This window comes from Methylotuvimicrobium alcaliphilum 20Z (assembly GCF_000968535.2).
GTDB lineage: Bacteria > Pseudomonadota > Gammaproteobacteria > Methylococcales > Methylomonadaceae > Methylotuvimicrobium > Methylotuvimicrobium alcaliphilum.
Map to the genome: position 1 here is coordinate 4,399,110 of NC_016112.1, position 12,801 is coordinate 4,411,910.

General features: G+C 50.4%; 12 protein-coding genes. 1 reads left to right on the forward strand and 11 read right to left on the reverse strand.

What is annotated here, in order from left to right:
- Window positions 1-493 precede the first annotated feature (493 nt).
- From MEALZ_RS18705 to MEALZ_RS22865, 4 genes are read right to left on the reverse strand one after another with little or no spacing between them, the layout of a single operon-like run.
- Window positions 494-871 carry a hypothetical protein gene (locus MEALZ_RS18705; protein WP_014150223.1) on the reverse strand — a complete coding sequence of 126 codons (378 nt, stop codon included), beginning with the start codon at window positions 869-871 and terminating at the stop codon, window positions 494-496.
- A gap of 41 nt (window positions 872-912) precedes the next feature.
- A complete protein-coding gene (locus MEALZ_RS18710; protein WP_014150224.1) occupies window positions 913-1,266 on the reverse strand; it encodes a hypothetical protein in 354 nt (117 codons plus the stop codon).
- A 51-nt stretch (window positions 1,267-1,317) separates the two neighbouring features.
- Window positions 1,318-1,830 carry a hypothetical protein gene (locus MEALZ_RS18715; protein WP_014150225.1) on the reverse strand — a complete coding sequence of 171 codons (513 nt, stop codon included), beginning with the start codon at window positions 1,828-1,830 and terminating at the stop codon, window positions 1,318-1,320.
- Between the two features lie 33 nt (window positions 1,831-1,863).
- The gene (locus MEALZ_RS22865) at window positions 1,864-2,040 is read right to left on the reverse strand and encodes a hypothetical protein (protein ID WP_014150226.1); all 177 of its coding nucleotides are present in this window, start codon (window positions 2,038-2,040) and stop codon (window positions 1,864-1,866) included.
- A 360-nt stretch (window positions 2,041-2,400) separates the two neighbouring features.
- Here MEALZ_RS22865 and recC point away from each other — a divergent pair, with 360 nt between their 5' ends.
- A complete protein-coding gene (gene recC / locus MEALZ_RS18720) occupies window positions 2,401-5,541 on the forward strand; it encodes an exodeoxyribonuclease V subunit gamma (RefSeq protein WP_014150227.1) in 3,141 nt (1,046 codons plus the stop codon).
- A 155-nt stretch (window positions 5,542-5,696) separates the two neighbouring features.
- Here the strand turns inward: recC and MEALZ_RS18725 are convergent, their stop codons facing one another.
- The 7 genes from MEALZ_RS18725 to MEALZ_RS18760 all read right to left on the reverse strand — a co-directional run bounded on the left by MEALZ_RS18725 (window position 5,697) and on the right by MEALZ_RS18760 (window position 12,753).
- On the reverse strand, window positions 5,697-6,245 hold the full coding sequence (locus tag MEALZ_RS18725) for a PqiC family protein (protein WP_223842330.1): 549 nt from the start codon (window positions 6,243-6,245) through the stop codon (window positions 5,697-5,699).
- Between the two features lie 79 nt (window positions 6,246-6,324).
- On the reverse strand, window positions 6,325-7,326 hold the full coding sequence (locus tag MEALZ_RS18730) for an MlaD family protein (protein ID WP_014150229.1): 1,002 nt from the start codon (window positions 7,324-7,326) through the stop codon (window positions 6,325-6,327).
- Between the two features lie 18 nt (window positions 7,327-7,344).
- Window positions 7,345-8,112, reverse strand: coding sequence for an ABC transporter ATP-binding protein (locus MEALZ_RS18735; RefSeq protein WP_014150230.1), 768 nt, complete (start codon window positions 8,110-8,112; stop codon window positions 7,345-7,347).
- Window positions 8,113-8,131: 19 nt separating this feature from the next.
- Window positions 8,132-9,295, reverse strand: coding sequence for an MlaE family ABC transporter permease (locus tag MEALZ_RS18740; protein ID WP_014150231.1), 1,164 nt, complete (start codon window positions 9,293-9,295; stop codon window positions 8,132-8,134).
- A gap of 720 nt (window positions 9,296-10,015) precedes the next feature.
- Complete coding sequence (locus MEALZ_RS18750) at window positions 10,016-10,426, reverse strand: hypothetical protein (RefSeq protein ID WP_014150233.1); 411 nt, start codon at window positions 10,424-10,426, stop codon at window positions 10,016-10,018.
- 21 nt (window positions 10,427-10,447) lie between these two features.
- The gene (locus MEALZ_RS18755; protein ID WP_014150234.1) at window positions 10,448-11,524 is read right to left on the reverse strand and encodes a metallophosphoesterase; all 1,077 of its coding nucleotides are present in this window, start codon (window positions 11,522-11,524) and stop codon (window positions 10,448-10,450) included.
- Window positions 11,525-11,538: 14 nt separating this feature from the next.
- Entirely contained in the window at window positions 11,539-12,753 is a 1,215-nt protein-coding gene (locus tag MEALZ_RS18760; protein WP_014150235.1) for a cytochrome-c peroxidase, read from the reverse strand.
- Between the last annotated feature and the right edge of the window lie 48 nt (window positions 12,754-12,801).

A 12,801-nucleotide genomic window follows, 5' to 3' on the forward strand; every position in this document is an offset into this window, starting at 1 on the left:
ACTTACACCCTGCTGATTTTGTGCCCTCCTGGGCGCACTGGGAGCGACGCCTTCGTCGCGATTTCGAAGCCGGATACGTTAAGCAACAATAAAGGGTATCGAGGTCTTAATCGCTAAGATGGCAAGACCGGTACCTACGACTTATGTATAACGGCGAGAGCTCCAGCTTGGGAAAGACACCCCGGAAGCTCCAGCTTCCTGAGATCGACGCAACCGCCGCGCATTCTCAATCCCCCCCGGCTTGCTCGTTCCTAAGCTTTTCACCGGCTGATTTCGAGTTTTTAAGAATGATCCTGAAAAGAGGAGTTGGCATGTGTTGTAGACCGTTCGTGCTGAGCCAAGTCGAAGCATGAAGGGTCTACAACACTTTCACCGGCCTGGTGAAGCCTCAAACTACCGTTCACCCTTCGACAGGGCTCTCCTGAGCGCAGCCGAAGGGCTCAGGGGCGAACGGTAGTTTGAGGCTCTCAACTGCTCTTTTTAGACTGATCGATTAGTCTGTAATCTTGACTAGCCAGCCGTCCGTACCTTTGCAGCGGTTGCGGCCGTCGGCGCTGATAGCTATCCTGGCGTAGGTGTCGCTTAAGTTTTCAGGCAAATTTCCCGAAACTTCATAACCAATGCCTTTTTCGTTGATGATAAGTTCGACAGGTTGTTTTTTTACGGTGACTTTAATGCTATTCGGATCGCTAACGCCGGATGCGCTAAACGAAAAGGCCGATTGCGCGGGAACTTCCGATTTTTCGGCCGGATTGAAGTCGCTGAAGCGCGGCTTATCGCAAGATTTGGTGCTACTGCTGCTACCGTAAGCCCAACAGTTGGTTGCAGCTGTCATTAAGACGAGTGTTCCGATTAGTGCTAGTGATTTCATGATTCCGCCTCGTGTTGTTATTGTAATTGTGTTTGGGTCAATTAGGACTTGAACAATTTGCCGAATAGGCCGGTTTCGTTACTTAACTGTTCTATGCGCTGTTTTGCGGCGATTCCGAATGACGAATCCGGTTCTTGTTCGATCAATTGTTCGAGTACCGCTTGGCTTTTTTTATCCAACAATTCGATCGCTCGCAAGCGGACCGACGGGTAATGGGCTCTTAATGCGGCCAGCTCCCTGAGATAAGCATTGCTTTCGTTTAGTAGTTTGAGTAGGACTTTTTCGGGATCGTCGGTGAATAAATCGCGAACTAGATTACCGTAATGTTGTTGTTCGCGGACTAACTCCCGTGGATCGACTTTGTGTATTTCGGTAGGGTCGTCGCAGCAGCTCATAACATGTCCTCCGCTTAATGGTTGGAGTATTCGATTCTACACCCCCCTTACTCAAAAGCAATCGCCATACTCCATGACCAACAAACGGCAATCGAAAAAACTATTCGGATAATAAGCGCTGATGACGAAGCGAAAAAAACAGTCGAATAAAAAATACAGTGTCATGGTTTTCGCCAAGGTGTTGGCGAACCGGTAGCGGGTATATTTCGCGCAGCGCCAGACCGATACGATCCACCAAATCACCGGAATGAAGAGCATGCCATGTACCGTTTTCCAACTGGCGATCGTAAACGTGACGTTCATGATCCGGTAATCGATATAAAGAAAAACGCCGTTCACGAAAATAAAAAACGGCCAAAATGCCTTCCATAAAGGCGCCTGTCCCAACCAGATATTTAATAAGGCTTGGTAAGGCGTGGCCGCCGCCGGCCATGCCCTATCGTAAAGCGCTTCTCGCGTGGAAACATGAACGAGTAACAAAAGCGCGACCAGAATGAGGACGGTTTCGATCGGACTGATGAAGTCGGTAAAGGTAAATAGAGTCGGCAAGCTATTGATGAACATGAGTCGCTTCCTATTTAATGATTCTGATACGAATTATTCCGCTTCGAATGGCTGCCCGATAATACCTTGTTCGGCAAGCTTTTGCGCCTCGCGCGCTTGTTCCTTTCGTTGTTCGGAATAGAGAGTTCCTATCACTAAAAAAATCATTAACACGATATAAATGATTGCCGTTAGGCGTCTTACTTTTTTAGCTTGTTCGGTTTCGTTCATTGTTTAATCGTTCCAAAGTTCGTATTTAATAGGCTCAATGTTTTATAGGCCAATGATGCAAATATTTTATACAGAGCCCAAAAAGGCTATAGTAATCCTCAAAAGCATTAGTTTATACAAATTCGGCACCAGGGTGTCCGTCAAAGGACGCCGTGAATACATCCCTGTAGGCTCTATGCCAGCTCCATGCTGGCATAGCCTTTGCCGCACACCCTGGCGCCTCCTCAGGCACTGCCGAAATTTGAAGTGCGAAAGGTATAACCGATAGCCTTAGTTTACGGTCTCCGCTTGTTATACTCCCGCCGATAAATAATTTTCCCAAGAGCTTGCCGCCAAAACCGAAAAAAATCAAACCAAGTCATGTTCATTCTGCACAGTTCCAATAAAACCGAAAATCTGCTCGAACATTTGGCAGCCGTCATCGAAACCAGGCCGCTAAGTTCACCGTTTGTCAAAGAAGTGTTTCTGATTCAAAGCCAGGGTATGGAACGTTGGTTGTCGCAGCAATTGGCAAGCCGGCTCGGCGTCTGGGGGAATTATGAGTTTTTATTTCCGGGACGGTTTTTCAGTACCTTAGCACAACGAATCGACAGTCGATTAAATGACGAAGCCTTCAATCGCCATGTGCTGCATTGGCGCTTCGAAGCACTGCTTCGCGAACTCGACAACGAAATATTTGCGCCGCTGAATAATTATTTGGTCGGCGAAACCGCGGCCTTAAAACGTTATCAGCTAGCGTTACAATTGGCCTTGATTTTCGACCAATATCAAATCATGCGTCCGGATATGCTGGCTGCCTGGCAGCAAGGCGAAACGCTTTACGACACGGAAACCGAACGCTGGCAACGCGCGTTATGGCAACGGATTACCGAAAATGCAGGCACGAGGCATCGGGGTAGTTTATGGCTGGAAGTGATCGAGCGTTTTAATTCAGCGCCGCCTGGACAATTTTCCGCCGTTTTGCCTGAGCGAATTTCGATCTTCGGCGTCAATACCATGCCGCCCCTGTTTCTCGGTTTTTTACAGGGATTGGCGAATCATGCGCAAGTGCACTTGTATTTGCTCAACCCCGCTCAAGCTTTTTGGGCGGATTTGGCGACTAAGCGTCAGCGTATCGATCGGGAGGATCCCGGCGGGCATCCGCTGTTGGCGGCATTGGGTCAACAAGGCCGCGAATTTCAAGAGATGTTGTTGGAGCAGGTGCAGTTCGAATTAGAGCTGGACAGTTTCGAACAAGACGAGCCGAGCACGGTACTGCGGCAGCTGCAAAACGACATTCTCAATAACGACAGCGAATCGACGCCTTTAACCCGCGACGGGTCCATCGCTATTCATGCGTGCCATTCCCGTATGCGCGAAGTCGAAGTCTTGAAAAACCAACTGTTGGCCGCATTAGAAAACGACTCCGAGTTGGATCTGCGCGATATCGTCGTAATGGCGCCGGATATCGAACTATACGAACCGTTTATTTCCGCGGTATTCGACGATATTCAGCATGCGGTGGCCGACCGCAGTCTGCGCTTGAGTAATCATGCATTGGATGCTTTTATTGTTTTTTTGAAGCTGAGCCAAAGTCGGTTCGGTTGGCGCTCGGTCCTGGATTTGCTCGAAAAACCGTCGGTTTATCCGGGCTTCGGCTTGTCCGAAACCGATTTGGAATTGATCAAACATTGGGTTCGGGATACGCAAGTGCGTTGGGGAAAATCGGCCGAACATAAACGCGAATTGGGCCTGCCCGAGCTCGATGAAAATACCTGGCAAGCCGCATTGGGTCGTTTGTTGATGGGTTATGCGGTCGGCACCGACGACGATTTTGTCGACGGCGTCTTGCCTTATATCGATATCGAAGGTTCTTCGGCGTTGGCGCTTGGCGGCTTGAACGATTTTATGCAATTGTTGTTTAGAGCCGGCAATGATTTAAGCATGGCTAAATCGCTCAAGGCATGGGGCGAAAAGCTTTATTATTATGCCGATCAATTATTGCCCGAAGCCGATGCCGTCGAGCGCCAACAACTCAACGAATTATTGGCGGAATTAACCGAAAGATTGCCCGAAATTCACAACGCGCCGATCGAGTGGCAAGTCGTCTGCGCCTGGCTTGAAGGCCGATTGGAAGAACACAAATCGTCAAACGGCTTTTTACGCGGTCAACTCACGTTTTGTTCGATGCTACCGATGCGCTCGATTCCGTTTAAAGTAATCGCCTTGCTCGGTATGAACGACGGCGAGTTTCCGAAAGTCGACCGCAATCCGACCTTCGATTTGCTTGCCGCCAATTTCCGCAAGGGCGACCGCTCACGCCGTTCCGACGACCGTTATCAGTTTCTGGAAATCCTGCTGTCGACGCGGCAACAATTGATTGTGACTTATATCGGGCGGTCGATTAGCCATAACGAAACGATACCGCCTTCGGTCGTAATCAGCGAACTGCTCGCCGTGCTTCGCGATCATTACGGCCTGGACAATGGCGTGACCTATCATCCGCTACAGGCTTTCAGCCCGCGTTATTTCGAGCCGGAATCGGCTTTGTTCAGTTATTCCGAGGCCGATTGCCAGGCAGCAGCGGCGTTGGTTAAGCCCAAACCGGAGCCGGCACCTTGGTGGCAAGGCAGTTTAGAGGACGAAACCGACCAAACAATCATTGAAATAGGCGAATTGTTCGCATTTTACCGACATCCGCAAAAATATTTCATGCAACGCCGACTCGATGTCCGTTTCAACGGCATTGCAGCGGATGCCGAGGAGCGCGAACCCTTCGCGATCGGTCAATTGGACGGTTATGCGATTTATCACGAATGGATCGATGGGGTACTGCACGACAAACCGTTGACTGCACAAAAACTGAAGGCACAGGGGCGATGGCTATCGGGCGTGGCCGGCGATCTCGAGTTTGCCCGGCAGCAACAAAGCATCGATGCCTTTGCCGAAGCAATCAAGGCCAAGGCGCTCGGCAAACCGCTCGAGGATTTATCGGTCGATCTGGCGGTCGGAAGTTATCGGTTAGTCGGTAAACTCGGCAATCGTTATGAGCGCGGCAGTTTGTTTTATCGTTACGCCGATTTGAAAGGCAAGGATTTTATGCTTGCCTGGTTGCATCATCTGATGATCAATCAAATCGAACCTCAACAGACTTGCTTGATCGCTCTCGACCAGGATATAACGTTCGAGCCGGACTATTGTGCGTTAGGCGAATTGGAAGCTTGGATTGAAATCTATCGGCAAGGATTGCACAGACCCGATGCGTTTTTCGTCGAGCCGGCCTTCGCTTATGTTAAACAAGCGCATAAATTGTCGCAAAGCAGCCGCGCGGCGAAACCAGCCATAGAGTCGGCAATCGACCAACTAACCCGTGCTATCGAAAAAGCTTATGAACCTGAGCTTAGAAAATTATTTCTCGAAGGCTACAATCCGGTGGAATTGTTGAATGAGATATTTGAAGACCATTGCCGAACCTTACTGCTTCCGGTTTGGGAGCTCATTGACGGGAAATCTGAGGATTAGGAACGAGCATGAAATAACTTCGACGACTGTTGGAAGGAGGTTCGGTGGCTCAATTGACAGGACGCCGGTGCCGAACTTTGATCTATGAGTATATTTATCCGAAGCAAATCCTAAGCCGCCAACGCAGGGGCCTGGAAACACATCGATTGATCTGGCTAGCGTCTCATTTCTTGAAGCACTTGTTGAAGCGATATCGACAATTCATGGCTCATTCGATTCAGGCATTCATTGAGCGCTACCACGATGGTCGAATAATCATCGGTTGATCCCGGCAAACGGTAAGAGACTTGACGGTTTTGTATGACATCCTGACCGCGACTGATAAACCATTGCGCCGTTAAACCGGCGTGTCCATGCTGATCGACATGAAACTCCAAAATAGTCAACGAGATGCGTAGCTTAGCCTGTCTGGCTAAGTTTGAAGATCTAGCATCTACGACCTCGGCAGGGACGAGCATTGAAAGATTTTGCGTCAGTACGCGGCTTATATTGGTATCGAGCGATTCGGCCCAACGGTTGAATTCGTTCAAGTGATAGGTATTTCCACCGGCTCCGACGACAATTTGCGGCCTATCGATATAACGAGGAATGCGCACCCGACCAAGTGCGATAACAGGCTTTGCTCTCGTTGCGATAGCACTGCTTTCTTTTTCATTGACCGGTTCGAGAAGATAAAATTGAGAAGGCGGAGTTGTCCCGCCCATGCATCCCGTTAAGGTTAAGAATAAACAGGTCAAGACGGGCAAACAAAAAGGCCGGATTGCATTCATAATTCAACATTCTCTAGTTATGTTTACCGGAAATTAACGATTCCGGATGCCGTTCCAAATAATCGGCCAGTATTTTGATCGACCGCGATGCATCGTTAACCGATTCGAGCGTTTCGATTAAAGCCGATTCCGGGCCAAAGGTATCGCCAACCATGGCTACCGAGTCCTGTGCCTTATTCAAGGCGGCGGTCGCAGCAGTCAAGGCGTTGTTAGCGGAAGCCAAAATAGGTTTGATATCCTGAACCATCGACCTGGAATCTTGGACCAATAAATTCGTATTATCGATAGCCGTATGCGTTGATTTGAGCATCGGTTCAAGGTTGCGATTGAGCGTGCCGACCGCCTTTTCCATTCCCTCCATAGCATGAGCGAGAGAAACTTGGGATTGCTTGAGTTCATCGGATGCCAGCAGGTCTTTCATTTCTCTTAAATTGTCGGCAAAGTCGGTGACGATTTGTTCCAGCGGCAATGCGCGTAATTGATTGAGGAATTCTTCCGCCGAATGCAGGATTTCGTCGCTGGTTGTTAGGATGCCCGGAAACTCCGGAATCCCTTTATATTCCAGCTTAGCAAACACGGGAGGCTTATTAGTGTGCTTATCTACATCGACATAAAGAAGGCCAGTCAATAAGCTTTGTGTTTCCAGACGAGCGCGAAATCCGGCCTTAACCAATCTGTCCCGAAGGGCCAGGCGTTCTTCGTCTGTAATGGCTCTACCACTCGAGCCTATCACCCTACTGCGATCGATCGCCACCACGACGGGTTTATAAATCTTGATCGAGGTTTTATCGAATTGTAATGCGATATCGGTAACTTCGCCGATCTGCACGCCCTGCATTTTCACCGGGGCTCCAATATTTAAGCCATTGAGCGAAGAGTCGAAGAACACCACGAAGTAAACTTTGTCCGATTTAAAAAACTGGCCGCCGCCAAACATAAACAAGGCTACGATAACCAGTGCGACCGCTCCGACCGTAAAACTACCTATCGCCAATGGGTTTATCGGTTTACTCATAAGACTGCTAGCTCCCTATTAACGCGTTGTCTCGACATTGCCCTCGCCTCGAGTCAAGAATTGAATGATTTTGGAATCTTTGGATTCGTCCAGCAAGCGTTTAGGTGAACCGGTTGCCAGCATGGTTTTGGTTTCGGGGTCGAGAAACACCGCGTTCGTGCCAATGGCAAAGATACTGGCCAGTTCGTGCGTAACAACGACAATCGTCGTGCCTAATGCATCGCTTAAATTGATGATCAGATCGTCCAAAAGCCTTGCGCTGACAGGGTCGAGCCCGGCCGATGGCTCATCGAAAAACAGTATTTCCGGGTCGAGTGCCATCGCTCTGGCCAGTCCCGCCCGTTTTTGCATGCCGCCGCTGATTTCAGAAGGATAATAGTCTTCGAAACCTGCAAGGCCTACCAATGCGAGTTTGTAAGAAACGATATCGGCGATTTCCGTGCGGCTGAAATCGGTAAATTCACCGAGCGGCAAGGCAATATTTTCGGCCAAAGTAAGCGAGCTGAATAAGGCGCCGCTTTGATACAGCACGCCTATGCGCCGCAAGATTCGAATGCGTTCCGCATCGCTTGCGCGCCAAAAATTTTGCCGATCGTAAATGATATCGCCCTGTGCCGGTTGCAGAAGGCCGATTAAGTGTTTGAGCAGCGTGCTTTTGCCGCAACCGCTGCCGCCCATAATTACGAAAACATCGCCGCGGTTAATCGTGAAATTCAAATCGCGCTGAATTACGAAATCGCCGTAAGCCATCGTCAAATCCTTTACCGTGATATGAGGCGTGTTCATGATGACTTCCGAGATGTTTTCAAATGCCCAGCCGATTGCAGATCAAGGTGATGATCGAGTCGGCCACGACGATATAGACGATGCTGTTGACAACCGCGGCCGTCGCGGCATCGCCGACCGCCGAGGCGCTGCGTCCGCATTGCATGCCTCGCATGCAGCCGGCCGTGCCGATCAGTACAGCAAATACCAAACTTTTAAATAAACCTATGCTAAAGTCGGTTAGATCGACGGCCTTGCTGAGTTGATTAAAATATTGGGTCAAGGATACATCGAAGGCGTTGGTAGTGACGATGGCTCCGCCGAGTATGCCCATAAAGTCGGCATAGATACACAACAGCGGCAGCATTAAGATTAACGCCAACATTCTCGGCAACACTAGAAACTCCATCGGTGAGATGCCCATGGTCTTGAGCGCGTCTATTTCGCTGTTGACATTCATCGTACCCAACTGCGCGGCATAGGCAGCTCCCGTACGGCCGGACATAATGACCGCCGTCATTAACGCGCCCATTTCGCGTACCGTTCCCAAGCCAACCAGGTCGGCAATGAAAATTTGCGCGCCGAACATCGCCAGTTGCACCGCGCCGACGAAAGCCAGAATCAGGCCGACCAATAAACTGATCAGCGTAACGATCGCCAAGGCTCCGGGGCCCGCCTCTTGTATGCACAAAAATAAATCGACGGCACGAAACCGTGCTTTGCCTCGCATTAGCGAAATCCCGGCCTGCACCGTTTCGCCGATAAATATAACGAGCCCTTTGGCGTCGGCCAGTCCGCTTAAAACCATCTTGCCAATTTTAGCCAAGGCCGGTGTTTGTTGTGCCGAACGGCGATCGCCGGCTCGTTCCGGAACGGCTCGAGCCAGATTGAGTAGGCCTTGAACGCCATCCGGCAGGCCCGATAAATCGGGTTGGATGCGCTTGGTTTGGCAATAGTCCACGATTTCGAGCAGATACGTCGGCAAGCGGCTGTCCCAAAGGTCGAGATCGCCGGCTTGCAGCGTTAATCGCGCAAAGGGTGTGGCGGTTGCAAGTTGTGCCAATACTTGTTCGACAGGTTTTATATTAGCGCCTTGAGTCCAGTTGCCGGCCAAATGAATTGACCAGGTATCCGCATCGATTTGCTCAAGCTTGATATCGCCCGAGATATTTTTTATATCCGGCATGCCGGTAGTCGCTTTCATCAAAAATTTATCCACAAATTTTTTGGCCGAAAAAATATAAGGACTTCATGGCAAATATACCCATCGTAGATCAAAATTCGGCACCGAGGTGTTCGTCAAAGGACGCCGTGAATACGTCCATGTAGGCTCTATGCTGGCAAAGCCTTTGCCGAACACCCAGGCGCCTCCTTAAGTAATAACGAAATTTGAAGTGCGAATGGTATAACTCCAGGAATTTATTTATCGCGAAATCCTAAATATTCCTGCCATAGTAAAGCAAATCGGAATGTTACTGTGAAAGTTCGTAGATATAGACCCTTTATCTAATTTTTCGATATACGGCGCTCGACAGAGCAAATGCCGGTTCCGGAGAGGGTGCGGTTGCTCGACCAACAGGCGTCGGCGGCAGGGACAGCCGCCGTCGAGCCTACAGGGACGTATTCACGGCGTCCTGTCGGGCGAGTGACCGTACCCTCCCCACCAGAGAACTTTCATTTGCCGGGGCGATGGCTAGGCCTTCATGAACGTTACTGTGAAAGTTCGCAAATCCGAAGTCCTTATCTAATTTTTCGATATGTAAAAATATGCTGTAATAATGCCCAGCGCCTCGCACTTTCATTTGCTGGGGCGATTGCCAGGCTTTCATGAACGTTCGGAGCGGGTTGAATAACCCGCTCCGCGAGAAAGGCGGCTAAGTTATAGGTTTTTACGAAATTGCGCAAAACCCGAGCATGAAGAAGATCAATGCTTGCCCGGCTCCAGCTTCACGCCGCGCCGTTCGTGCGTCACATAAGCCTGAATGGCGGTCATTTTCGGGTCGTCGGCGGCGAGCGGTTGGCCTTCCAGCGGATTTTTCAGACACCAATTGATCATTTCCCACATCGGCACGACTTTACCTAGCTGTTTTTGAAATTTCGGATAAGTTTCAGGATGCGTGTTCGCGGCATTCGGATGGCACTGTGCGCAGGCGACGCCGTTGGTACCTAATTCAGGACTGGTCCATAGGCCTCGGCCTTGTTGGACGACGCCCATGAATTGTTGTTGCCAGCGTTCCAGATCGGCATCGGTAAATTCATCGGCGGAAGCAATGGGCATTGCGAATGTCAGCGCCAACGGCAGCAACAGGATAGCTTTAATGGGTTTGAGTTTCATGCGGTTCTCCCTGTTGGAATCCTAGAAATGCGTTTGCGGCGGAATGCGTGCGTCTTCGCTTTGATAAGCGCTGTCTTCCGGTTGTTTGGTTTTAGTATTGTAGATCACCGAACGCGCGGTGTTGTTATACAGCGTGTAATGCAGATCGACATTGCCGTTACTGGTATTGATAAACTGCCAACCGGTTGCGTCGCGCTCGAAAAAAGGATCGGCACGGTTCATCGGGACGGTTAATTTCGGTAGATATTGCTCGGCTTGAGCGTAAGACTGCGGATAGGGCCACGGCCATGCGGTGGCCATGACCGAGTTGAAGCTGATGTTGCCGATTTGGTTGTATTGGATTTGATGTACATGGCCATATATAACCGATACCTTATCGAAGGGCTTGAGTAAGGCTTGGATTTCTTCGGCGTCTTCGGTCCAGAAATTCCAGCCTTTGAAGATTTTTTGCAGCGGCGAATGCGATAACACGACGATCGGTGTAGTTTTGGCGACTTTGGATAAATCGGATTTGAGCCAGTTTCTTTGTTCCTCGCCGACCATGAACGGCGATCCGTTCGGATTGTCGAGTCCGGCCATTTCCAGCATACGCTGTTCGTTGCTCGGCCAGCGGTTGAAAGTCCAGTCGTCGTAAGTTCGGATGCTATTCAATACGATGAAATGCACGCCCTTATGATTGAAGCTGTAATATTGCGCGCCGAACAGTTGCTCCCAATAGTCGCCGAGGTCGAGATAATAGTCGTGCTCGCCCATCACATAGTGGACTTTATAGCGCAATGCCGACATGATTTCGGCCCCGTGATCCAATTCGGCTTTCGTGCCGAGTTGGGCCAAATCCCCGCCGAAAAACACGAAATCGGGCTTCGGTACCAGTAGATTAGTTTCTGCCACTGCGCGAATCAGTCCCCGGTCCCAATTGCGGACGAAACGCGTGCCTTCGATATGCTGAATATGGGCATCGGAAATATAGGCGAACGTGAAGTTTTCGGCCGTGTCGGCAAAAGCCAATTCAATCAGGCTGATCGGTAACGTGCTGCCAAGGGCTGCGGCTCCCGCTGTTTTCAAAAAACTCCGGCGGCTTTTATGGATCGTATTCATCGTTCAAGTCTCCTTCAATTAACCGCTAGAGCCGATTCGGGTTCGGCCGGTTTTTTAGGGCTGGTCAATGCTTTCATGAACTCGACCAAATCGTCGATTTGCGCACCGGTTAAGTTGAGCGGACGTATGCCGCCGCTCAAGAAATCGTTGACGCGCGCGCCGGCATCCGAGACGCCGCCGTTGTTGTAATGCACCATGACTTCGCGCAAGGTTTTCACGCTGCCGTCATGCATGTAGGGCGCGGTTAATTCGACATTGCGTAGCGTCGGCGTCTTGAATGCGCCGATCTTGTTCAATTCGTCGGTGACCGCGAAGCGGCCGAGTTCCGACGATTTCGGATCGGTCAGTACCATGATATCGACGTCTTTACCCTGATATTTCGCCTCGAGGAAGGCTTGCGACAAGGCCGGAATGTCTTGCTCGATAAGATCGATGCCGATACCGATATTGTGAAAGCGGCTGTCGGTGAAGGTCGCATTATCTTGCTCGATCACATGGCAAGAGACGCACCGGCCTTGTCCGATGAATAAGTTGAAGCCGCGAATTTGCGCATCGGTCATCGCATCGGTTTCGCCTTTGAAATAGAAACGGTCGAACGGCGAGTTGCCGGTGACAAGAGTACGCTCGAAACTGGCGATCGCTTGTACGACATGATCGATCGTCAGCGCATCGCCTGCAACTTCGAAGACGTCTTGAAAAGACTGTTGATAATCCGGATCGCTACGGACGATATCGAGAATCGGGTCGTGATTGGGCAGGCCGTGTTCGACCGGGTTGATGAACGGCTGTTTCGCTTGATTTTCGAGATCGGGTTCGCGCCCGTCCCAAAATTGGGAATGATAAAAGGCCGCGTTCAGCACCGTCGGCGCATTGCGTGTGCCGGTTTTGCCGCTGTGGCCGACTGAGACGGGTAGATTGTCGGTAAAGGTTTTGTTTTCGTCATGGCAATTCCCGCAACTGACCGTGCCGTCGATCGAAAAGCGTTTGTCGTGAAAAAGTTTGTCGCCGAGCGCGATCTTGCCCGGTGTTTGCGGATTGTTTTCGGGGATGGGAACCGGCGGTAAACCTAGTAGTTTGTCTTCTTCGGAATAGCGGATTGTAGGAGCGGTCTGAGTCTGCGGAGGGGGAGAAGTAGAAGGCTCGAGCGGGTCGGTTTTCGGTGTCTCGGTCGATTGCTCGCAACCGAACAAAACGGCAATGCCGAGCGTCAATACGAGTGAGTTGCGCATTTCAAGCCTCCAGCGGACAGAAGAACTGATTGGCATTGTAGTTTTTAA